A 23,692-nucleotide genomic window follows, 5' to 3' on the forward strand; every position below is an offset into this window, starting at 1 on the left:
GGGTTAGGGGCCGACGCTTGCGGCGGGCTGCGGGCCGGCCGCCGCGACGTCGGACGGCGCGGGGCCGCTCGTCGTGCCGCCGTCCCAGCCGCCGCCGAGCGCCTTCGCGAGAAAGACGACGAGCGCCGCACGCTGGCCCTGGATCTGCACGGCCTGACGCTCGCTCGTCAGCAGTTGCTGCTGGGCCGTCAGCACGTCGATGAACGGCGTCAGGCCGCCCGCGTAGCGGTCCTGTGCGAGCGACACGAGCTTGCGCGCGTCGTCGACGGCCGCCGATGCCTGCTGCGCGGCGTCGGCCAGCGCCGACAGACCCGTCACCGCATTTTGCACCTCCTGGAACGCGGTGAGCACGGTCTGCCGGTAGCCGGCCTGTGCGGCGGCATAACCGGCCTGCGCGAAATCGACGCCGGCCTTCAGCTTGCCGCCTTCGAACAGCGGCTGGCTGACCGACGCGCCGACCGACCACAGCAGCGCCGGCACGGTGAACAGGCTCGCGAAGCGCGTCGCATCCCAGCCGATGTCCGGCGACAGCGCGATGCGCGGGAAATACGCGGCGCGCGCGACGCCGATCTGCGCGTTCGCGGCCGCCATCGCGCGCTCGGCCGACGCGACGTCGGGGCGCCGTTGCAGCAGGTCGCTCGGCATGCCGGTCGGCAGCGCAGGTGCGTTGATCGGCACCACGCGCGGCGGCAGCGAGAATTCGGGGGCCGGCGTGCCGACCAGCGTCGCGATCGCGGTTTCGACCTGGGTGCGCTGCTGGATCAGCAACTGCGCCTGCGTGCGCGTTGCGTCGAGCTGCGAGCGCTGCTGCAGCAGGTCGAGGCCCGACACGGCGCCGAGTTCATGGCGCGCGCTCACGTAGTCGAGCGCCTTCTGCTGCAGGTCGATCGAGCGCTTGACGACGTCGATCTCGCTATCGAGTTCGCGCAGCGCGAAATAGCTCGACGCGAGATCGGCGGTCAGCACGAGGCGCGCGTTCGCGAAATCGTCGTGCGCCTGCTCGGTGCTCGCCTGCGCGGATTCGACGCTGCGCCGCACGCGGCCGAACAGGTCGAGCTCGTAGCTGACGCTCGCGCCGACCTGGATCTCGTTCTGCACGGTCGACATGCTGCGCGTCGCGTAGTTGGTCTGCGGCCGGTCGGCGGAGATCTTGAAGCGCTGGCCGCTCGCGTTCAGGCCGACCGCCGGATACTGCGCGGACGCGACCGATGCGAGCGTCGCCTTCGCCTGGTCGTAGCGCGCGGCGACGGCCTTCAGGTTCTGGTTGTTGCGCAGCGCGTCGGTTTCGAGCGCGTCGAGCTGCGGATCGCCGAACGCGGTCCACCATGCCGGATCGAGCGGCGCGCGGGCCGGCGCGGCCGGGTGCCAGTACGCGTCGGCCGGGTCGAGCCGCCATGCGGCCGGCGTATCGACGGCCGGGCGCCGGTAGTCGGGGCCGACCGTGCAGCCGGCGAGGGCGGCCGCCGCGATGACGGCGGCGAGCGCCGCGGGCCGCACGCGGGCGCGTTTCGCGATCACGACTTTGCCCCCGCGACGGCCGATGCGGGTTTGGCCGCCGGCGTCGACACGACGACCGGGTCGCCGTTCGCGAGCGCGTCGCTCGGGTTCGCGACCAGGCGGTCGTTCGGCGTGATCGGCCCGTCGACTTCGAGCGTCTGCCCGATCGTGCGCACGACCGTCACCGGTTTCAGGCGGACCTGGCCGTTCGCGTCGACGGTCGCGACCGTCGGGCCTTCGGCGCGGAACAGCAGCGTATTGGCCGGGATCTGCAGGCGGCCGACCGGCGTCATCGGCAGCGTCGCCTGCACGTATGCGCCGGGCAGCAGCCGTGCATCCGGGTTCGGCAGCGTGATCTCGATCTGCAGCGAACGCGTCGCGACATCGATCGACCCGGACGTGCGCGTGATCGTGCCGTCGAAGCTTCGGCCCGGCAGCTCGGACTGCGCGACGCTCACGTGCTGGCCGACCTTCACCTGCTGCGCATACGCCTGCGGCACCTGTACGTAGAGGCGCAGCCGGTCGGCCTGCACGACCGTGAACAGCGAGCGGCCCGCGTTGCCGGAGCTGACGAGATCGCCGACGTCGACGTTGCGCTGCGTGACGATCCCGTCGATCGGCGCGACGATCCGCTGGAAGCCCTTCAGTTCGGTGAGCCGGCGCATGTTCGCGTCGGCCGCGGCGAGGTTCGCGGTGCCCTGGTTGAACGCGCCCTGGCGATCGTCGAGTTCCTGCTGCGACACCGCATCGCGCTGGCGCAACTGCTGCGCACGGTCGAACGACGTCTTCGCGAGCGCGAGCGCCGCCTGCGCCTGCTGGCGCTGCGCGGTGGCCTGCGCGAGTTCCTGGTTCAGCTCGGGCGTGTCGAGTTCGGCGAGCACTTGCCCCTGCTTCACGTGCGCGCCGATGTCGGCCTGCCAGCGCAGCACATAGCCACTCGCGCGTGCGTAGATCGGCGCCTCGACGAAGCCGCGCAGCGTGCCGGGCAGCGTCAGCTTGCCGCCGGTGGCCGCGTCGGTCGGGCGCACGACGTTCACGTATTGGCGCGTGTTCTGCACGGCGACCGCGTCGAGCCGGTTGCGGTTCAGCACGTTGACGACGATCGTGCGCGCGGCGCCGGCGGCCAGCAGCACGCCGATCACGATCAGCACGATTCGCCCGCGCCGCGACACCGACGTGCGCGTCGGCAGGTGCATGCCGTGTTCGTCCACCTGGATGCCGACGGAGCTGTGATGTTTCTCTTCCATGAATTGACCGGGTCTATAGGCGAAAGTCAGTGTCCGGCCTGGCGCGCGCGCCGGCGGGCCAGCCGCGAATGCACGCCGCCGAACACGAGCGGCACGAACAGCAAGGTCGAAACGGTTGCGAACAGCAGCCCGCCGATCACCGCGCGGCCGAGCGGCGCGTTCTGCTCGGCGCCTTCGCCGAGACCGAGCGCCATCGGCACCATGCCGATGATCATCGCGAGCGCCGTCATCAGCACCGGCCGGATCCGCGTCGCGCCGGCCTCCAGCGCGGCCGTGAGCGGCGGCGCGCCGGCCGCGAGCCGCTGGCGCGCGAACGACACCACGAGAATGCTGTTCGCGGTCGCGACGCCCACCGTCATGATCGCGCCCGTCAGCGCGGGCACGCTCAGGTGCGTGCCGGTGATGAACAGCATCCACGCGATGCCGGCGAGCGCGGCCGGCATCGCGCTGATAATGATCAGCGGGTCGAGCCACGACTGGAAATTGACGACGATCAGCAGGTAGACGAGCACGATCGCCATCGCGACACCCGCGCCGAGGCCGATATACGACGTGCGCATCGTCTCGATCTGGCCGCGCATCGTCAGCTCGGTGCCGCGCGGCAGGCTCGCGCGCGTGTCGGACACGATGCGGTCGATCTCGCCCGCGACCGAGCCGAGGTCGCGGCCCTCGACGCTCACGTACAGGTCGATCGCCGGGCGGATGTTGTAGTGCGTGATCACGGCCGGATTCGCGGCGGTGCGCACCTGCACGAGGTTGCCGAGCAGTTGCAGCGGCATGCCGCTGCGGCCGCTGGCCGAGATCGGCGTGCCGAGCAGGTCGTCGACCGACGAGATGTTGTATTGCGGGGTCTGGATCTGCAGCGGGTACTGGACGCCCGTCTTCGGGTTGATCCAGAACGACGGCGTCGTCTGCGAACTGCCGGACAGCGAGATCAGCATGTTCTGCGCGACGTTCTGCGCGGAGAGGTTGAGCTGCTGCATGCGCGTACGATCCATGTCGGCCAGCAGGGTCGGCTCGTCGTTGCGTTGCAGCACGTGCACGTCGACGGCGCCGGGGATTTGCCTGATCTTTTTCATCAGGTTGCTCGCGATAGTCATGTTACTCGCGAGATCGTTGCCGAGCACCTGCACGTCGATCGCGGCCGGCTGACCGAAGTTGAGGATCTGCGTGATGATGTCCGACGGCTGGAAGAAGAATTCGACGCCCGGGAAGCGTTCGGGCAGCAGCTTGCGCAGCGTCTGTACGTAATGCGTGGTCGCGCGGTGGCCGGGCTTCAGCGCGATCAGCAGCTCGCCGTCGAGCGTGCCGATGGTGCCGGCATTGCTGTACGACAGGTTGATGCCGCTGACGGGCAGGCCGAGGTTGTCGACGATCGCGCCGAGCTCGTCGGGCGGCACGACTTCGCGGATCACGCGCTCGACCCGGTCCGCGAGGCGCGCGGTTTCCTCGATCCGGTAGCCGGTCGGCGCGCGCATGTGCAGCCGGATGTTGCCGGAATCGGCATTCGGGAAGAAGTCGCGGCCCAGCGCGAACACGAGGCCCGTCGACAGCACGCAGAAGCCGAGGAAGCACATCGCGTAGAAGCGGCGCCGCACGAGCAGCATGCTCAGCAGCACGATGTACCACGCGCGCAGCCGCTCGAACGCGTCGTTGAACGCATGATGCAGGCGTGCGAAACGCGACGTCGCATGATCGGGGCCCGTGCTCGCCTGCTGCGGGCGGAACAGCAGCATCGCAAGCGTCGGCACGAGCGTGCGCGACAGCACGTACGACGCGAGCATCGCGAACACGACGGCTTCCGCGAGCGGCACGAACAGGAAGCGCGCGACGCCCGTCAGGAAGAACATCGGCACGAACACGATGCAGATGCACAGCGTCGACACGAACGCGGGCACCGCGATTTCGCCGGCGCCTTCGAGGATCGCCTCGTGCAGGTCCGTACTGAACGACGACCCCCACGCTCCCTTCGGTCGCTGCCCCCCGAGGGGGGCGCTCGGCACGCTTGGGGCGGCCCGGCGCATGCCGAGATGCAGGTGCCGCTCGATGTTCTCGATCGTGACGGTCGCGTCGTCGACCAGGATCCCGACCGCGAGCGCGAGCCCGCCGAGCGTCATGATGTTGATGGTCTCGCCGAGCGCCGACAGCGCGATCAGCGACGTGAAGATCGACAGCGGAATCGAGATCGCGATGATCAGCGTGCTGCGCCAGTTGCCGAGGAACAGCAGGATCATCATCGCGGTCAGCACGGCCGCGATCAACGCCTCGTGGATCACGCCCTGGACGGCCGCGTTGACGAACACCGACTGGTCGAACAGCGGCGTGATCGTGAGCCCTTCGGGAAGCGTCGGAATTACCTTCGGCAGCAGCGCCTTCAGGTCCGACACGACCTTGAGCGTCGACGCGTCGCCGCTTTTCAGGATCGACACGAGCACGCCGCGCTGGCCGTTCTGGCGCACGACGTTGGTCTGCGGCGCGAAGCCGTCGCGCACGGACGCGACCTCGCGCAGGTAGGTCGTCGCGCCGTTGACGGTCTGGATCGGCAGGTTGTTGATGTCGGCGACCGTGTCTGCCGACGCGTTCGTGTCGATCCGGTATTCGGTCTGGCCCATCTTCGCGGTGCCGGTCGGCAGCACGAGGTTCTGCGCGTTGACCGCGTTGACGATGTCGGCCGGCGTGAGGCCCTTCGCGAGCAGCGCCTGCGGATCGAGATCGATCGCGACCACGCGCGTGCGGCCGCCGTACGGGAACGGCACCTGCGCGCCGGGAATCGTGATCAGTTGCGGGCGCAGGAAGTTCAGTGCGATGTCCGCGAGCGACTGTTCGCTGAGCGTCGTGCTCGACAGCCCGAGCTGGATCACCGGGATGCTCGACGCGGAATAGGTGATCACGAGCGGCGGCGTCGCGCCTTGCGGCATCTGCCGCACGATCGCCTGCGCGGACGACACCGTCTGCGCGATCGCCGTCTGCACGTTCGCGCCGGGCTGCAGGAACACCTTCACGACCGCGATGCCGGGCAGCGACGTCGACTCGACATGCTGGATGTTGTTGACGGTCGTCGTCAGGATCCGTTCATGCACGGCCGTGATGCGGTTCGTCATCTCCGTCGCGGAGAAGCCGCTGTAATTCCAGATCACGCTGATCACGGGGATGTTGATCGCGGGCAGCACGTCGACCGGCGTGCGCATCAGCGCAAGCGGCGTGGCCAGCACGATCATGATGGCCATGACGATGAACGTGTAGGGGCGCCTGAGCGCGAGATTGACGATCCACATGGAGGCAGCGGGACAGGCGGTGATCAGGCGTCGGTGAAGGGAACCCGAATGATAGGCGTCGGCGTGGAACGGGTTACTGTCGCGAAACTGGCGGAATTGTCAGGTTGGGCGCGCGGTCGCCGCCGGCCGATTCTGCTGACGAAATACGTGCGCCCGCTGCGACCCGCGAACGGCTGCGGCAACGTCAGCGTACGTCGTGCCGGTGGCGGTTTCGCTCATCGCGCCGCGCTCAGATCTGCTCCATCCCGAAGCGCGCGAGCGCACCCAGATCGACGACCTCGATCTGGTTGTACGCGAGCCGCAGCGCGCCGAGCTTCTCGAGCTGCTGCAGCGCCTGGTTGATCCGCTGCCGCGACACGCCGACGAGCATCCCCAGTTCCTCCTGCGAGATCGACAGCGACGGGCCGGTGTCCGGGTACAGGGCTGGGTTGAAAAGCTGCGCGAGCGACTGCGCGACGCGCGCGTCGACGTCGAGCAGCCGGCTGTTCTGGATCGACGCGATGAATTCGCCCATCCGGTTGTTCAACTGGTGGATCACGAAGCGCGTGAACGGCAGGCTCGTGTCGAGCAGCGCATGGAACGTGTCGACCGGCACGAACAGCACGGTCGAGCGCTGGATCGCGACGACCTCGTACTTGCGCAGCTCGCGCTTGATCACGCTGCCTTCGCCGAACCAGCCGCCCGACGGCACGCCCGAAAACGTGCAGCCGCGCCCCGACGCATTGAAGATCGCCAGCTTCAGCAGCCCGCGATGCACGCCGATCCAGTATTCGGACGGCGCGAGCCGGTGCGCGATCACGTCGCCGGCCTCGCACTGCTCGACGTGCGACTGCGCGAGCACCAGCGCCTGGTGCTCGGGCGCGAGCGTGCGGAACCACGCGCACTGGCCGAACAGCGTCGACAGCGCCGGCAACGGGCCCGGTTCGGGAAGCGCGTCGGCCGGGAGGGCGGCCGCGTCGGGCGGCGCAACGTGGTGGTCGTGCATGGGTGAGGGTTTGCGAGGTTAGGGATAACGCGCAGCGCTCGAAAGGCACTCTGTCGTTTCGATGACAGACGGCTCACAATAACGCCCGTTAGGCTGTCGGCAATTGAACCACATCAAAACGATCCGGGGTGCATGCACCCCGGTCGACAGAACACGGGAGACAGGATCATGACGCAGATGTTCGAGGCCGGGCTCGGCCGCCGCGATGCCAATTACGTACCGCTCACCCCGATCGACTTCCTGGTCCGGACGGCGGAAGTCTATGGCGAGCGCCTCGCGATCGTGCACGGCGACGTGCGGCGCACGTGGGGCGAGACCTACACGCGCGCGAAGCAGCTGGCGAGCGCGCTCGCGCGGGCCGGCGTCGAGCGCGGCGACACCGTCGCCGCGATGCTGCCGAACATCCCCGCGATGGTCGAGGCGCACTTCGGCGTGCCGATGGCCGGCGCGGTGCTCAACACGATCAACACGCGGCTCGACGTGCCGTCGGTGCTGTTCATGCTGCGTCACGGCGAGGCGAAGGTGCTGATCGTCGATACCGAATACGCGGAGTTCGCGCATCGTGCTGCGCTCGAGGTGCCGGGCCTGAAGATCGTCAGCGTCGCCGATGCGATGCCGGCCGATCCCGACCGGTTCGCGGGCGCGACCGACTACGAAGCGTTCATCGCCGGCGGCGATGCCGACTACGCATGGACGCCGCCCGCCGACGAATGGGATGCGATCGCGCTGAACTACACGTCCGGCACGACCGGCGACCCGAAGGGCGTGGTCTACCACCATCGCGGCGCGTATCTGGCGGCGATCAGCAACATCCTCGAATGGGACATGCCGAAGCACGCGGTGTATCTGTGGACGCTGCCGATGTTCCATTGCAACGGCTGGTGCTTCCCGTGGGCCGTCGCGGCGCGCGCGGGCGTGAACGTGTGCCTGCGCAGGTTCGACGCGAAGACGGTATTCGACCTGATTCGCCGCGAACGCATCACGCACTATTGCGGCGCGCCGATCGTGCAGAGCGCGATCGCGAACGCGCCGGCCGAATTCCGCGAAGGGATCGACCACACGGTGCACGCGATGGTCGCGGGCGCGGCGCCCGCGCCGGCGGTGATCGCGAAGATGAAGGAGATCGGTTTCGACCTGCTGCACGTGTACGGGCTGACCGAGGTCTACGGCCCCGCGACCGTGTGCGCGAAGCAGGCGCACTGGGAAGCGCTGCCGGATGAAGAGCGCGCGCGGCTCAATGCGCGCCAGGGCGTGCGCTACCACCTCGAAGCGGGCGCGACGGTGCTCGATCCCGACACGATGGCGCCGGTGCCGGCCGACGGCGAGACGCTCGGCGAGATCATGTTCCGCGGCAACATCTGCATGAAGGGCTACCTGAAGAACCCGCACGCGACCGACGAGGCGTTCCACGGCGGCTGGTTCCATACCGGCGATCTGGGCGTGCTGACACCGGACGGCTATATCCGCATCAAGGATCGCCGCAAGGACATCATCATCTCGGGCGGCGAGAACATCTCGAGCATCGAGGTCGAGGACGCGCTGTACCGGCATCCGGCCGTCGCGGTTGCGGCCGTCGTCGCGATGCCCGACCCGAAATGGGGCGAGGTGCCGTGCGCGTTCGTCGAGTTGCGCGAAGGCGCGCGCGCGACCGAGGAGGAGATCGTCGCGCACTGCCGGCAACTGCTCGCGGGCTTCAAGGTGCCGAAGGTCGTGCGCTTCGGCGAGCTGCCGAAAACGTCGACCGGCAAGATCCAGAAGTTCCAGCTGCGCAATGCGGTCGGGTCGGACAAGGCGATCGACCTGGCGGGCGACAAGAAGTAGACGGCGGGCGGCCACCGGCCGCCGCCGGTCGACGCTCATGCGTCGCGTTCGAGCCGGAACACGCTGACGGCTTCGGACAGTTGCGCGGCCTGGTCGCGCAGTGCGACGGCCGCGCGCTCGGCGTCCGAGATCAGCGTCGCGTTCTGCTGCGTGGCTTCCCCGATCTGCGTGACGGCCTGGTTCACCTGCTCGATGCCGGTCGATTGCTCTCGCGATGCAGAGCTGATCTCGCCGATCAGCGTGCGGACCTGATCGACGCGGGCGACGATGTCGCGCATCGTGCCGCGCGCCGCGTCCGCGATTCGGTACCCCTGTTCGACGGTCGTCGACGATTCGGCGCTCAGCGCGTCGATTTCCTTGACCGCGGCCGCGCTGCGCTGCGCGAGCGCGCGCACTTCGGCCGCGACCACCGCGAAGCCCTTGCCGTGCTCGCCCGCGCGCGCGGCTTCGACGGCAGCGTTCAGCGCCAGGATGTTGGTCTGGAACGCGATGCCTTCGATCGCGCCCGTGATTTCGGCGATCCGGCGCGTTGCGCGGCCGATTTCGTCCATCGTCGCGACCACGCGCTGCACCGCCGCGTCGCCGTCGGTCGCGGCGGTCGATGCGTTCGCGACCAGCGCATTCGCTTGCGCCGCGTGCTCGGCGTTCTGCTGCACGGCGGCCGTGATCTGCTCCATGCTGGCCGCCGTCTGTTCGACGCTGCTCGCCTGCGTCGCGATCCGCGCGGCGATGTCGCCGCTGCCGGCCGCGATGCCGACCATGCCGCGCGCGATGTCGGCCGAGCCGCTGCGCACCTGCGCGACGATCCGCGCCAGGCCGTCGCCGATCCCGTCGACCGCCTGCACGAGCCGGCCGATCTCGTCGTTGCGCGTGGCGCCGCGTGCCGCCTCGCCGTCGCGAATCCGCACGCTGAGGTCGCCCGCAGCGTAGCGTTCGGACGCGCGTGCCGCCGCATCGAGCGGCCGGCTCACGACGCGCTTCACGACCACGACGAACAGCGCCGCGAACGCCGCGACGAGCACGCCGGCGATCATCAGGAAGCGGTCGCGGAGGGTGCGCATGCCGGCGAGCAGTTCGTCGTCGATTGCGATGCCGCCAACCAGCCACTGCCACTGCGGAATCGTCGTGAACGACACGAACTTCGCGGTTGGCTGGCTGTCGTGCGCGGCCGGGTCGGCCGACGTATACGCGAGCCGGCCGTGGCCGGCCGCGAGCATCTGCGTGTACGGCGCGCGCGCGTCGTCGGCGCGTTGGCCGGCTGCATCGGGATGGACGACGAAGGTGCCGCGCGATGCGCCCGGCGACGCGTCGAGCACGAAATAGTAGCCGTTCTCGCCGACCTTCAACGCACGGATGCCGTCCTGGACGACTTGCAACTCCGCGCCGACGTCGAGACCGACGAACAGCGCGCCGATCACGCGGCCGGTTGCATCGGTGACCGGCTTGTACTGCGTGATGTACTGCCGGCCGAACAGTTTGGCGAGGCCCGTGTAGCTGCGCCCGGCGACGAGCGGCGCGTACGCGGGGCTCGCGCGATCGAGGCGCGTGCCGACCGCGCGTGCCCCGTCCTGTTTCTTCAGCGACGTCGTGATGCGCACGAAATCGTCGCCGTCGCGCGCGAAGATCGTCGCGATCGCGCCGCTTTTCTTCAGGAACTGGTCGGGAATCGAGTAGTCGAGGTCGAGCGGCTGGCCGCCCGCGGACAGCGTGGGCGCGGCGACGCCGCCGATGTCGACGGTGCGCGCCGGGTCGAGCGAGAAATCGGCCGGCAGGAAACTCGCGAACAGCGACATCGAGCGACTGGCTTCGGCCGACAGTGCCTTGTCGAACATCTCGACCATCGCACGGATCGACTGCTCCTTGTCGGAGATTCGCGCGTGCGCCTCGTCCGCGAGTTGCTGGCTGGCGAAATGGGCGAGCGCCCACGCGAAAACGGTGAACAGCAGTGCAACGAGCGCGCACGCCAGCGCGGCAAGACGCGCGCCGACGCTCACCCGGCCCAATTGGGTCAATCTCATACGGCATCCTGAGTGGGGAGGGAGAGGGGCGGAACGCACGCGTCACCGCACACCGTAAGGAATACGGCAGCTTCGGCGAATTCTTTAGCGGTGCGGAGCCGGTGGCGGCGCGAGCAGGCGCCAGCGACGGAGGAAAGGTCGCGTCAGTACCGTCAGTACCGTTATTACGTCACGAGCCACGCGACGGCCAGGTAACGGCCGACCTTCGCGAGCGTGACGATCGCGACAAAGGTCGGCAGCGGCTCGCGCAGCACGCCGGCGATCATCGTCAGCGGATCGCCGATCACCGGCGCCCAGCTCAGTAGCAGCGACCAGCGGCCGTAGCGCGCATACCAGCGCTCGGCGCGCGCGAGCGCGGACGGCTTGACCGGAAACCAGCGGCGGTCGCGGAAATGCTCGATGCCGCGCCCGAGCGCCCAGTTGATCACGGAGCCGGCGACGTTGCCGATGCTCGCGACGAGCACCAGCGCCCACACGGGTTCGCGCCCGGCGAGCAGCAGGCCGGCGAGCACGGCTTCGGACTGGAGCGGCAACAGGGTCGCGGCGACCATCGACACGGCGAACAGGCCGCCGTAAGTGAGCAATTCGGACATCGCGCGATTGTACCGGCCGTATGCCGGCCGCCGTGGGGCATGCTGTCGGCGGTTTGGTGGTTTGGTGGTTTGGTGGTTTGGTGGTTTGGTGGTTTGGTGGTTTGGTGGTTTGGTGGTTTGGTGGTTTGGTGGTTTGGTGGTTTGGCGGTTTGGCAGTTCAGCGGCTCAACGATTCAGCGGTTTAGCGGCTCAATGGCTCACTGCGTCACTGCGTCAGCGGTTCACTGGGGCACGCGGCATCGGCGGTCCCGAACAATAGATGCGAGATCACCAACTTGCCGACGGGTTCGTCGTTGAGCGCGCCCGCGAGCTGCGGCGGCGGAAAAACCGTATCGGGTTTCAGCAGCCGCGGCCGTTCGAGGTTGCGCTGCTTGCTCAGTTCCAGCCGACCATGATCGCGCCCATCCCGACGAGCAGCCCGCCCGTCACGCGGTTCATCGCGCGCATCCGCGCCGGCCGTTGCAACGCGCGGCTCAGCCGGTGCGAGAACAGCGCCATCGACGCGACGCCGCCCGCGAACAGCAGCGCGAACGTCGCGGAGAGCAGCAGGTATTGAAGGTTCAGGCTCCAGTCGGCATTCGGGCTGATGAACTGCGGAAAGAACGACGGAAAGAACAGCAGCGTCTTCGGATTCAGGCCCGACGTCGCGACGCCGCGCCAGAACAGCGCGCGTCCGGTGTCGGCGTCCTGCGGGACGATCGCGGCTCCGGCTTCCGCCGATGCGGCGGGCGCGTTGACCGGCGAGCGGCCGAGCCATTGCTTGGCACCGAGCCACACGAGATACGCGGCGCCGGCCCAGCGCAGCACGGTGAGCGCGTGCTCGTCGATATGAACCAGCGAATTCAGGCACAGCGCGGTCAGCGCGAGTTGCAGCAGCACGGCGAGCGTGCCGCCCCACACGCACGGCAGCGCGCGGCGCCAGCCGGCGCGCAGCGCCTGGTTCATCGTGAGCAGGTTGACGGGGCCGGGCGCGTAGATGAGAACGACGGAAGCAGCGAGGAACGACAGATAAAGCCTGAACGACATGACGGGAAGTGCGAGAACGGGGATGCAGGCACCGGCTCCGCACGCGGTCGGATAGGCGTGCGGGCGGCGGGGAATCGCATGCCTGCTTGTCCGGCACCGCAACTCGTGATTGCGGCCGTGCGTCCCGGTGCGAAGGGGTTGTCGCGGGGAGCGTGCCGGGCAACAGGCATGGAGAAAATGTATCAAGCGGGCCGGTTAAAAGGCTTCCTGTTTTCCAGTAAAACGGGCCTGAAACCGGAATCCTGTTCAGATAGAATGACGATTTTAAGTAGAAGATTCTTCTCGTCATGGCTACCCGCGAACGCACGCCTAAAACGCTCGACAATCAGGACCGCAAGATCCTTGGTGCATTGCAGAAAAATGCACGGCTGTCGAACGCCGAACTGGCCGAACAGATCGGCATGTCGACGACCGCGTGCTGGAACCGCACGCGGCAACTCGAAGTCGACGGCTACATCGACGGTTACGTCGCGCTGGTCAACCAGCGCATGCTCGGCTATGCGGACATCGTGATCCTCGAAGTCACGCTCGATCGCCACGAAGACGACGCGCTCGCGCGTTTCGGCTCGGAACTGGCGGCGCTGCCGGAAGTGCTCGAGGCGTATCTGGTGTCGGGTGAATACGACTACTGGATCAAGGTCGCCGTGGACGGCACGGCCGGCTACGAGCGGTTCCTGCGCGAAAAGCTGTACAAGATCTCGAGCATCCGTCACAGCCGCTCGATGTTCGCGTTGCGCTGCATGAAGGATGTGCCTTCGATCCAGGTGTGAGGGGGCGGAGAAGGAGGCGCGGCCGTCGTTGAAACGACGGCGCATGCAACTGCGCGATGGCGCGGAGAAATCCGGCGATCGGCCGCCAGGGAAGGCGTTCGGCGTGGAGCCGCGCGCGGGCAGACAAAACGGATGAATCTTCCGTCCGCAACGATCAGGCGCAATCGCGCGCCGACCGGATAACGGTAGCCCGTCCGGGCAACCGGCAGACAAAACCGCGCCGATACCGATCGGCACCGGACCTCAAAGCGATCTCGACGAGCTTCCGACGCGGGGAGCGCATTCGGCCGGAACAAGCCCGGCCTGTTTCCACACGACCTGCGCGGTATTCCGATGCCGGACGCAGCGGCCTTGCGGCGCGCGTCCCGGCAAGCGGATCAGGCAGGTTGTCGTGCCGCCGGCTCGCGGCCGGTCGTTCCGCTTAGCGCGGAAGGCGCGCGTGTGCTTCGGCGATGACTTCGCAGTTCTCGAGGTGGAGCTGCCAGGCTTCTGCAAGCAGCTCGCCAACACGTGCGAGCCAGCCAGTGGATTGGGTGGAACGATCGGAGACATTAGACGTTTGCATGACGAAGCCCCATATAGGTGGCGAGTTAGGGATAACCCTAATCATAGCGAAACGTCACCGTCTTGTGAAATGCGATTTCGTTATATGAGAATTACTGACAATTTGTGTTGCTGCTTCGCAACATGAATTGGAGCGGTCCGTCCGGTCGCGGATAGGCGCGACGAGGCCGCGGCAAGCACGGCCTTGCAAGGAGAAAGAGAGGGGAATCGAGCGACGGGGAGGAAGGCAGCGGCGACGCGCCGATTACCGGCCGATCCACCCGAACCGCCACGACAGCCGCCGCGTCGCGGCGAGCAGCGTCTGCGCGAGGTCGCTGTCCGGCCCGCGCGGGAAGCCGCGCGACGAGCCGATGATCGCGATCACGAGCCGGATGCTGCCGGTGTGGTCGAACACGGGTGCGGCGACCGTCGCGATGCCCGGCACCGGCGCGTCGAACGCGAAATCGAGCGCGTCCGCGCGGATCGCCGCGAGCCGCGCGCGGAATGCGTCGTCGGCCTGCGCGGGGCCGCTGCCGGCGAGGCGTACGGGCTCGTCGGCGAGCAGGTCGGCCAGCACGTCGTCGGACATGCCGGCCGCGAAGATCCGCCCGATCGCCGTATTGACGAGCGACATCACGGTGCCGACCTGCAGGCTCACGTGTTGCGGCCGCGCCGATTCCTCGAGGCGGATCACGGTCGGGCCGAGCGGCCCGAGCGTCGCGGCGGCCACGCTCATGTCGGTCGCGGCGGCCAGCGCGACGATCTCGGCTTCCGCATCGCGCGTCGGCGACACGCGCTGCATCGCGATCAGGCCTAGCGCTTGCCCGAGCGGGCCGCCGTCGAAGCAGCCGGCGTCGTCGCGGCTCAGCAGGCCGATCTTCTGCAGGCTGACGAGATGCGGAAACGCCTTTGCCGCCGGCATGCCGGCGGCCGCCGCGAGATCGCGCAGCGGCAGCGCACGGCCCGCCGATACCAGCGCGAGCAGTAGCTCGCCGGTACTGTCGAGCGCGTTGATTCCGCGCTGCGCTTTCGCGTCGTCGGCCAGCGCGGGCGGCACGCGCGGTGCGCCCGCCGAGGGGGCGGGCGGCGGTTCCGAAACTGCCGCGCCGAGCGACGCGGTAGCCTGCCGCGCCGCATCGCGCAACGCGGTCGCGATCGGGCCATCCCAGCCGACATCGATCGACCCGCTCGAACCGATCACCGTCAACGCGAGCTGCAGGCGCCCGTGCGCGTCGAATACCGGCACGCACATCGCGCTGACGCCGGGGCTCGGCCGGTCGACGCTGCGTTCGATACCGCGCGCGCGGATCGTGTCGAGCGCGGCCAGTTGCGCTCCGGCATCCTGCGCGGGTTGCGTGCCTTCGGCACCCGCGAGCGTGTCGCCCGCGCCGGCCTGGCTGGCCGCCATCGCGTCGAGTTGCGCGGGATCGCCGAACGCGCGGAACACGCGGCCCGTCGCCGTCGTGTCGAGCGACATCACCGAACCGACGTGCAGGTTCACGTGCAGCGGATAGCCGCCGTGCTCGATGCGCACGATCGTCGGGCCGAGCACGCCCGGCACCGACAGCGCGACGCTCAAGCCCACCGCTTCCGCGAGCCGCGCCGCGTGGGGCAGCGCCGCGCGGTAGGCCGGCTGGCGCTCGATCGACATCAGCCCCAGCCGCAGCGACAACGGGCCCGGCTCGTAATTTCCGGTGATCGCGTCGCGCTTCACGAGCGCGAGCCGCGTCAGGCTGACGAGATAGGTGTGCGCCTGCGCGGTCGACAGGTCGGCTGCCGCGGCCAGCTCCGACAGGCCGAGCGGCTTGCGCCGGCGCGCGAGCGCGTCGAGCAGCCGGCCGCCGACCTCGACACTCTGGATCCCGCGCTGCGCCTTGGGCGGCGCATCGTCCGCGCTGACTTCGTGGTTCTGCACGCGATGAATCTTCCGTTGACGAAACCCCGCATGGTATCCGACGCCATTTATCGCGCCAGCCCGCAGGTTTACCCGTATTAGACAATAGCAAGCGACTTTGTCATTGACAAATAATCGATGCGAGAAGATGATCCGCTCACACCCCTCAACACATGGCTCGCCGCCACGGAACGCAACATGGCCAAAGCATTCGCCTCCCAAGCCGATCTGGAAGAGAAGAAAGTCACCTGGACGAAGCTGTCCGAGAACGCGTACGCGTACACCGCCGAGGGCGACCCGAACTCGGGCGTGATCATCGGCGACGACAGCGTGCTGATCGTCGACACGACCGCGACGCCCGCGATGGCGCAGGACCTGATCGCGAAGATCCGCAGCGTGACCGACAAGCCGATCAAGCACGTGGTGCTGTCGCATTACCACGCGGTGCGCGTGCTCGGTGCGTCCGCGTATTTCGACGAAGGCGCGCAGCACGTGATCGCGAGCCGCGGCACGTACGAGATGATCGTCGAGCGCGGCGAGGCCGACATGAAGTCGGAGATCGAGCGTTTCCCGCGCCTGTTCGCCGGCGTCGAGACGGTGCCCGGCCTGACCTGGCCGACGCTCGTGTTCGAGCGCGAGATCACGCTGTTCCTCGGCAAGCTCGAAGTGAAGATCATGCATGTCGGCTCGGGCCACACGAAGGGCGACACGATCGTCTGGCTGCCGTCGCAGAAGGTGCTGTTCTCGGGCGACCTCGTCGAATACGACGCCGCGTGCTACTGCGGCGACGCGCAGCTCGAACAGTGGCCGGCCACGCTCGAGGCGCTGCGCGCGCTCGGCGCCGAGAAGCTCGTGCCGGGCCGCGGCCCCGCGCTGCTGAATCCGGCCGACGTGAACAAGGGCCTCGACTACACGAAGGATTTCGTCACGACGCTGCTCGCGCAGGGCCGCAAGGCCGTGGAACGCAATCTCGACCTGAAGGCGTCGATGGCGCTCACGCGCGAAGCGATGGATCCGAAGTTCGGCCACGTGTTCATCTACGAGCACTGTTTGCCGTTCGACGTGTCGCGCGCGTTCGACGAGGCGAGCGGCATCAAGCATCCGCGCATCTGGACTGCGCAGCGCGACAAGGAAATGTGGGCCGCGCTGCAAGACTGAGCGGCACACGGCGGCGGGGCGTTCGTCTGAACGCGTCGCCGTTTCCCTGAGGGCTGCGGGTTCCGCTGCGGCGTTGCGCCGTGGTTCCGGCAGCCATATCCGGTCTCACAAGAAAGCAGGGCGCATGCACGCCCTCGGAGACTGCTGCGCGCTCGAATCGCGCGGCCCGTTTGGAGAGAGACATGCCCCAATCGCTTCCCGCCGAAGCGACGCTCGCGTCCGCGAGCGCTTCGGTATCCTCATCGACGTCCGAATCCGGCGACGCGCTGCTGTTCCGCAAGATCGCGTGGCGGATCGTCCCGTTCCTGTTCCTCTGCTACGTCGTGTCGTTCCTCGACCGCATCAACATCGGCTTCGCGCAGTTGCAGATGAAGCACGATCTCGGCTTCAGCGATGCGATGTACGGCCTCGGCGCCGCAGTGTTCTACGTCGGCTACGTGTTCTGCGAAGTGCCGAGCAACCTGCTGCTCGCGCGTTTCGGCGCGCGCCGCACGTTCACGCGGATCATGCTGCTGTGGGGCATCGCGTCGACGGGGATGATGTTCGTGTCGCAGCCGTCGCATTTCTACGTGCTGCGCTTCCTGCTCGGCGTGTTCGAAGCCGGTTTCTTCCCCGGCATCGTGCTGTACCTGACTTATTGGTTCCCCGCGAACCGGCGCGCGGCGGCGATCTCGGTGTTCTTCGCGGGCGTCGCGGTGGCCGGCGTGCTCGGCGGCCTGATGTCGGGCTGGATCATGCGCGACATGAGCGGCGTGCTCGGGCTGCACGGCTGGCAATGGATGTTCGCGATCGAGGGTGCACCGGCGATCCTGCTCGCGTTCGCCGCGTTCTCGTTCCTCGTCGACCGGCCGCAGGACGCCGCCTGGCTCACGGCCGATGAAAAGGCGCGCGTCGCCGCGCTGTGCGCGGACGGCCGCGGGCACGGCGGCGCGCACGACGGGCGCAGCCTCGTGGCTGCGCTCGCGAACCCGCGCGTGTACCTGTTCGCGTTCATCTATTTCTCGCTGACCTGCGCGTCGCTGACGCTCAACTTCTGGATGCCGCTGATGATTCGCGACTTCGGCGTGACCGACGTCGTTGCCGTGAGCCTCTTCACGGTCGTGCCGAATGCGGTCGGTGCGGTCGGGCTGATCCTGATCGCGCGCCGCTCGGACCGCACCGGCGAGCGCCGCAAGCACTTCGCGTGCTGCACCATCGGCGGCGGGCTCGCGCTCGCGGCGCTGACGCTGCATCTGCACAGCTTCGCGGCGATGCTCGCGTGCCTGTCGATCGCGGCGACGCTGATCTTCGCCGCGCTGCCGATCTTCTGGGCCGTGCCGACCCGCTACCTGTCGGGCAACGCGGCCGCGGCCGGGATCGCGCTGATCAGCAGCATCGGGATCACGAGCGGCATCGTCAGCCCGTGGGTGATCGGGATCATTCGCACGCGCACGGGCAGCATGGATCTCGCCGTGTACCTGCTGGCCGCGCTGCTGGTCGCCAGCGGTGTCGCGCTGATGCTCGGCGTGAAGGGCGAAGCCGCGCTCGTACGAGCGGAAGCACAACATTGATCGTGAGGTCGGGCAATCGCGCGGCTGGTGTCGTTGCCGTCCGGTTCGACGCGGGTGGCCCGTACCGCTTCGATTACGCCCGATACACCTCGATCCGGTTGCGGCCGCGATCCTTCGCGAGATAGAGCGCCTTGTCGGCGCGCGACAGCGACTGGTACGCGCCGACATCCGACTCGCGCATCGCGTCGATGCCGATGCTGACGGTCAACTCGACCTGCTGATCCTCATGCATGAGCCGCGCCAGCATCGCGCGTTGCTGCAGGCGCCGCGCAAACGCGATCGCCGTATCGAGGTCCGATCCCGGCAGCACGATCGCGAATTCCTCGCCGCCGATCCGGCCGACGATGCCGTCCGTCCCGGTTTCCGCGAGCAGCAGCCGCGCGAAATGGCGGAGCGCGCGGTCGCCGAACGGATGGCCCCAGCGGTCGTTCAGCGCCTTGAAGTGGTCGAGATCGAGCATCAGCACCGCGGCGGCCCGGCCGGTCGCGCGCACGCCGCGCAGCGCGGCTTCGCTTTGCCGCATGAACGCGTGGCGGTTCGACAGTTGCGTCAGGTGATCGGTCGTCGCCATCCGCTGCAGTTCGGCCTCGATGCGCTTGCGCTCGGTCGCATCGGTGATGACGCCGTGCCACACGGTGCCGCCGTCGGCCATGCGTTGCGGGCGCGCATCGCCTTCGCGCCAACGCAGGCCCTGGCCGGGCAGCAGCACGCGATATTCGAGGCGCCACGGCGTCAGTCGCGCGGAAGACTCATGCAGCGATTGCCGATACGCGATCAGGTCGGCCGGATGGATCCGCGTCTCGACCGCCTCCGCGTTGCGGGCGATCTGCTCCGGTGTCAGTTCGTAGATGTCGCTGATACCCGCACTCGCATAGGTAAAGGTGCGGCGCCCGTCGGCCGCCTGCCGTAGCTGGAACACGAGCCCGGGAACCTGGTCGGTGAGATCCGTGACGAGCGCGGCCGAGTCGCGCAGCCGCGCGGCGAGTTCGCGCAGCGCCGTGATGTCGGTGGTCGTGCCGACCATGCGCAGCGCGCGGCCGTTGCCGTCGCGGCTGATCACCTTGCCGCGGCTGCGGATCCACTTGTACGTGCCGTCCTTGCAGCGGATGCGGTGCTCGACCTCGTAGCTGTCGGTCCGGCGCTCGAAGTGCGCGAGCATGGCCGCCTTCACGTCGTCGGCATCGTCCGGATGCAGCCGCTCGTACGCATCCTCGATCCGGCAGCTCAGCTCGTGCGGCGCGTAGCCGAGCATCGCCTTCCAGGTCGGCGAGTAATGGATCTCGCCGGTTTCCACGTTGCGATCCCACACGCCGGTGCCGCTTTCGGTCAGCGCGAGCGTCGTCAGCGTGCTGTGCTCCTCGACGATGCCGAGCCGTTCGCGCAACGCGGCTTCCGCGATGGCGCGAGCGAACGCGCGTTCCGCGAGCGACGCGAGGTCGTGCAGGAATGCGCGCCGGGTGGCGTCGAGTGCCAGGCCGGTGTAGCTGGCGAGGCACAGCGCGCCGAGCGTGGTGCCGTCGGGCGCGGCCAGTTCGCAGGCTGCGACGACCTGCGGCGTGTGAAACGGGCCGTTGCCCACGTCGGGCACGACGAGCCGTCTGCCGGCAGGCGAATCTCGCTCGACGCCTGGCGGGAAGGTATCCGGCGGAAGCGTTGCGGGGAGCGTCCCATCGGACGCCAGCAAGCATTGCGCGCCGGCTTGGGCGCGCGCGACGAACGCGCCGGCCGTGCCGAAATGCGCGCGTGCCACGCGGCATACGGTTTCGAGTTCGGGGAGTGCCGGAAGATCCGGCGAACGGTCGGCCGAGATGCGCGGGGAAACAGGCGGGGAGACGGGCATGCTGCCGGTCTCGGTGGTGCACATACGAAGCCGCATGGTCGAATTCCGCAACGGTCGATTGCCCGGATGATCGGACGGATTGCGCCCGATATGGCGCTGCTTCGGAGACTGCAGCGGTAGAGCTTACTGTTGCGAAAAGTACATGGCAAGCGCGCGGGAATCGGCGCTCGACGACGCCTATTTGCGCCGCCGGGGAAAGAATCCCCGGCGGCATCGCGGCGCGCCGGCGCCGGGCTTTTCGTCAGACGAACGATCGCATCAACCCGCGTGCGGAAATGCGTCGCCGAACATCATCGGATCGGGGAGAAGCGGAAACAGGAATCAGCGCGCCGCCGCATAGCGCGGCGCCGGCGTATCGGTCGACAGGTGCGGTGCCATCGTCTGGCGCGCGGCCTCGTACGCATCCCATTCTTCGGCCGCGTGCAGCGACGGAATCGTCACGAGTTCGCCGCGATCGAAGCCGACCAGCGCCGCGTCGACCATGTCGGACGCCGACATCACGATTTCCTTCGGCAGGTGCTCGATCGGCAGGCCGCCCGTCTGCCAGAAATCGGTGGCCGTCGCGCCGGGCAGCACGGCCTGCACCTGGACACCCTTGCCGGCGAGCTCATGGTGCAGCGACTGGCTGAACGCGAGCACGAACGCCTTGCTGCCGCCGTACACGCCGTTCAGCGTTTCCGGCGAGATCGCGACGATCGACGAAATGTTGATTACCGCACCGCGGCCGCGGGCGACGAAGCCGGGCACGGCCGCATAGGTGAGGCGCGTGAGCGCGGTCACGTTCAGGTCGATCATCCGCGTCATCGCGTCTACGTCGCTGTCGAGCAGCGGGGCGTGCGTGCCGACACCCGCGTTGTTCACGAGCAGCGTGATGCTCGCGTCCTGCTTCAGCTTCGTTTCGACGGCGGCGAGCGCCGCGCGGTCGTTGAGGTCCGCGTCGACGATCTCGACGCTGCGCCGCGTGTCGTTCGTGATGCGCTCGGCGAGGGCGGCCAGCCGGTCGCGGTTGCGCGCAACCAGGATCAGGTCGTAGCCGCGGCGCGCGAGCCGGTCCGCGTAGATCGCGCCGATGCCCGACGACGCGCCGGTAATGAGGGCGGTACCGCGATGTGCTTGAGTCATGATGTCGCTCCGTTTTCGATGAAGTGGCCGAATGGCGTGAATGCATTCTGGCTTCGAATCGCTGCGACACAAATGACGTAGATGGGTATGATTCAGGACATCGGGCCAAACGCACGCCCGGACTGGAGAGCACGCATGCACCGAATCGGCTTTCTGATCAGCGACGGTTTCCAGATCATGGCGCTTGCCGCGCAGTCGGTGTTCGAGTACGCGAACATGGGCGCGGGCGAGCCGTTCTACGTGATGGACAACTATTCGGTCGACGGCGGCGATGTGCGCTCGTCGCTCGGGCTGTCGGTCGCCACGCGCGCGCTGCGCGGGCGGCTCGACGTCGATACGTGGATCGTCGCGGGCGTCAACGATCCGCTCGCTTCGCCGGCGCCGGCCGGCGTGGTCGCGTTCCTGCGCCGCACGAACGCGCGCGCACGGCGGATCGCCGGCATTTGCACGGGCGCGTTCGTGCTGGCCGAGGCCGGGCTGCTTGCGCAGCGCCGCGCGACGACGCACTGGGCGTTCGGCCGCGACATGCAGCGGCATTACCCGGAGATTCGCGTCGAGGAAGACCGGATCTACATCGTCGACGGTCCGATCTGGACGTCGGCCGGGATGACGGCCGGCCTCGACCTCGCGCTCGCGATGGTGGAAAAGGATCTCGGCGCCGATGCCGCGCGCTCGGTCGCGCACAAGCTCGTGATGCACCAGCGCCGGGCCGGCGGCCAGTCGCAGCATTCCGAAATGCTCGATCTCGCGCCGAAATCAGACCGGATCCAGAACGCGCTGAACTACGCGCGGCAGAACCTCGGCCGCGCGCTGACCGTCGAGGATCTGGCCGATGCCGTCCACCTGAGCCCGCGGCAGTTCAGCCGCGTGTTTACGCTCGAAACGGGGCAGTCGCCCGCGAAGGCGATCGAGCGGCTGCGGCTCGAAGCCGCAAGGCTGATGATCGAACAGAGCCGGCATCCGCTCGATGTGATCGCGAAGGAGAATGGGTTTCGCGACCGCCGGCACATGCGCGAGGCGTTCGTGCGCGGGTTCGGTGTGCCGCCGCAGGCGATGCGGCGCGACGCGCGGGCGGACGAGCGGGAAACAGGCTGACGCGTGGGCGCGAGCCGTTCGTCGCGGGCCGGAAAAATAGCGCAGAATCCCGTCGATATTCTTCGCGAGGAGACACGATGTACGCCGCCCCGTTCAGCATTGCGATTCCCGATCACGCGCTTGATGACCTGCGCCGGCGCCTGCGCGACATGCGCGCACCGATGCTGACACCCGCCGGGCTGTGGCAGCAGGGTGTCGACGGCGCGTGGCTGCGCGAACTGACCGCGTACTGGGCCGAACGCTTCGACTGGCGTGCGGTGGAGCGTGCGCTGAACCGGCTGCCGCAGTTCGTCGCAGACGCAGGCGGGCAGCGCGTGCATTTCATCCATCGACGCGGCGTCGGGCCGAGGCCTTATCCGCTCGTCGTCACGCACGGCTGGCCGGGCTCCGTATTCGAATTCGACGCGCTGATCGACCGCCTCTGCGACCCGGCGGCGTTCGGCGGCGATCCGGACGATGCGTTCGACGTCGTCGTACCGTCACTGCCGGGCTTCCTGTTCTCGCCGGCGCCCGCGGCACCCGGCATGTCGGCATTTCAGGTCGCCGACCGCTGGGCGGCGTTGATGTCCGGTCTCGGATATCGCCGCTTCGGCGCGCAAGGCGGTGATCTCGGCGCAGGCGTGTCGATTGCGCTCGGCGCGCAACATGCCGACGTGGTGGACGGCATCCATCTGAACTACCTGCCCGGCAGCTACGAGCCTCCGACCGACGCGGCTTCGCCGCTGACCGAGGACGAACAGGCCTTCGTGACGCAGCGCGGCGAATGGGCCGCGCTGGAAGGCGGATACGCGCATATGCATATGACGAAGCCGCAGACGCTGGCCGTCGCGCTCAACGATTCGCCGGCCGGGCTGGCCGCGTGGATCGCCGAGAAATTCCGCTCGTGGAGCGATTGCGACGGCGACGTCGCACGGCGGTTTTCGAACGACACGCTGCTGACCGGAATCTCGCTCTACTGGTTCACCGGCTGCATCGGCTCGTCAATGCAGATGTATTGGGAAAACCGGTTGCAGCCAATGCGCTTCGCGGCCGGGCAACGCGTGGCGGTGCCCGTCGCGTTTGCGCGTTTTCCGAAGGAAATCAGCCACCCGCCGCGCAGCTGGCTCGAACGGGTGTTCGACGTCGTGCAGTGGACCGACATGCCGAGCGGCGGCCATTTTGCTGCGATGGAAGAGCCGGATCTGCTGGCCAACGATATTCGGCGATTTTTCCGGCGTTTTCGGTAATGCGCGGGTAGGCCGGGGAAGCTGGCGAAGTG

Annotated in this window: 16 protein-coding genes; 6 read left to right on the forward strand and 10 right to left on the reverse strand. The window is 68.2% G+C overall.

Translation table 11 applies throughout. The features are described 5' to 3' along the window. Positions 1-3: 3 nt before the first annotated feature. The 4 genes from MRS60_RS19395 to MRS60_RS19410 all read right to left on the reverse strand — a co-directional run bounded on the left by MRS60_RS19395 (position 4) and on the right by MRS60_RS19410 (position 7,004). Positions 4-1,518 (reverse strand): efflux transporter outer membrane subunit, encoded by a 1,515-nt coding sequence (locus tag MRS60_RS19395; RefSeq protein ID WP_243566442.1) that lies wholly within the window; start codon positions 1,516-1,518, stop codon positions 4-6. Further along, complete coding sequence (locus tag MRS60_RS19400) at positions 1,515-2,744, reverse strand: efflux RND transporter periplasmic adaptor subunit (RefSeq protein ID WP_105389952.1); 1,230 nt, start codon at positions 2,742-2,744, stop codon at positions 1,515-1,517. Before MRS60_RS19400 ends, MRS60_RS19395 begins: the two co-directional genes overlap by 4 nt. A gap of 26 nt (positions 2,745-2,770) precedes the next feature. Then, entirely contained in the window at positions 2,771-6,019 is a 3,249-nt protein-coding gene (locus MRS60_RS19405; protein ID WP_243566443.1) for an efflux RND transporter permease subunit, read from the reverse strand. Between the two features lie 229 nt (positions 6,020-6,248). Next, positions 6,249-7,004: a Crp/Fnr family transcriptional regulator gene (locus MRS60_RS19410; protein ID WP_034179621.1), complete on the reverse strand. Its 756-nt coding sequence runs from the start codon at positions 7,002-7,004 to the stop codon at positions 6,249-6,251. A gap of 168 nt (positions 7,005-7,172) precedes the next feature. Here MRS60_RS19410 and MRS60_RS19415 point away from each other — a divergent pair, with 168 nt between their 5' ends. Next, a complete protein-coding gene (locus tag MRS60_RS19415; RefSeq protein WP_105389954.1) occupies positions 7,173-8,825 on the forward strand; it encodes an acyl-CoA synthetase in 1,653 nt (550 codons plus the stop codon). Between the two features lie 35 nt (positions 8,826-8,860). Here MRS60_RS19415 and MRS60_RS19420 read toward each other — a convergent pair whose 3' ends face one another. The 3 genes from MRS60_RS19420 to MRS60_RS19430 form a co-directional block, all read right to left on the reverse strand. Then, a complete protein-coding gene (locus MRS60_RS19420; RefSeq protein ID WP_243566444.1) occupies positions 8,861-10,843 on the reverse strand; it encodes a methyl-accepting chemotaxis protein in 1,983 nt (660 codons plus the stop codon). A 164-nt stretch (positions 10,844-11,007) separates the two neighbouring features. Then, a complete protein-coding gene (locus tag MRS60_RS19425) occupies positions 11,008-11,436 on the reverse strand; it encodes a YqaA family protein (protein ID WP_034179618.1) in 429 nt (142 codons plus the stop codon). A gap of 375 nt (positions 11,437-11,811) precedes the next feature. Continuing rightward, a complete protein-coding gene (locus MRS60_RS19430; RefSeq protein WP_243566445.1) occupies positions 11,812-12,462 on the reverse strand; it encodes a LysE family translocator in 651 nt (216 codons plus the stop codon). A 287-nt stretch (positions 12,463-12,749) separates the two neighbouring features. On the opposite strand from MRS60_RS19430, the gene MRS60_RS19435 reads away from it, so the two are divergent. Then, positions 12,750-13,232 (forward strand): Lrp/AsnC family transcriptional regulator, encoded by a 483-nt coding sequence (locus MRS60_RS19435; RefSeq protein WP_034179616.1) that lies wholly within the window; start codon positions 12,750-12,752, stop codon positions 13,230-13,232. Positions 13,233-14,040: 808 nt separating this feature from the next. On the opposite strand, the gene MRS60_RS19440 is transcribed toward MRS60_RS19435, so the two are convergent. Further along, entirely contained in the window at positions 14,041-15,690 is a 1,650-nt protein-coding gene (locus MRS60_RS19440) for an IclR family transcriptional regulator (protein ID WP_243566446.1), read from the reverse strand. Positions 15,691-15,867: 177 nt separating this feature from the next. Between MRS60_RS19440 and MRS60_RS19445 the strand changes: the two genes are divergently transcribed. Continuing rightward, positions 15,868-16,827 carry an MBL fold metallo-hydrolase gene (locus MRS60_RS19445; protein ID WP_034180082.1) on the forward strand — a complete coding sequence of 320 codons (960 nt, stop codon included), beginning with the start codon at positions 15,868-15,870 and terminating at the stop codon, positions 16,825-16,827. A 182-nt stretch (positions 16,828-17,009) separates the two neighbouring features. Further along, a complete protein-coding gene (locus MRS60_RS19450) occupies positions 17,010-18,377 on the forward strand; it encodes an MFS transporter (RefSeq protein ID WP_243566447.1) in 1,368 nt (455 codons plus the stop codon). A 73-nt stretch (positions 18,378-18,450) separates the two neighbouring features. On the opposite strand, the gene MRS60_RS19455 is transcribed toward MRS60_RS19450, so the two are convergent. Beyond that, complete coding sequence (locus MRS60_RS19455) at positions 18,451-20,217, reverse strand: sensor domain-containing diguanylate cyclase (protein WP_243566448.1); 1,767 nt, start codon at positions 20,215-20,217, stop codon at positions 18,451-18,453. Positions 20,218-20,538: 321 nt separating this feature from the next. Next, positions 20,539-21,339, reverse strand: coding sequence for an SDR family NAD(P)-dependent oxidoreductase (locus tag MRS60_RS19460; protein ID WP_034179612.1), 801 nt, complete (start codon positions 21,337-21,339; stop codon positions 20,539-20,541). Positions 21,340-21,474: 135 nt separating this feature from the next. Here MRS60_RS19460 and MRS60_RS19465 point away from each other — a divergent pair, with 135 nt between their 5' ends. Both MRS60_RS19465 and MRS60_RS19470 read left to right on the forward strand, forming a co-directional pair. Continuing rightward, entirely contained in the window at positions 21,475-22,434 is a 960-nt protein-coding gene (locus tag MRS60_RS19465) for a GlxA family transcriptional regulator (protein ID WP_105389961.1), read from the forward strand. Between the two features lie 77 nt (positions 22,435-22,511). Continuing rightward, positions 22,512-23,660, forward strand: a complete 1,149-nt coding sequence (locus tag MRS60_RS19470) for an epoxide hydrolase family protein (protein ID WP_243566449.1) — start codon at positions 22,512-22,514, stop codon at positions 23,658-23,660. The last annotated feature ends 32 nt before the right edge of the window (positions 23,661-23,692 follow it).

Origin of the sequence: Burkholderia pyrrocinia (assembly GCF_022809715.1) — a bacterium.
Lineage (GTDB): Bacteria > Pseudomonadota > Gammaproteobacteria > Burkholderiales > Burkholderiaceae > Burkholderia > Burkholderia pyrrocinia_C.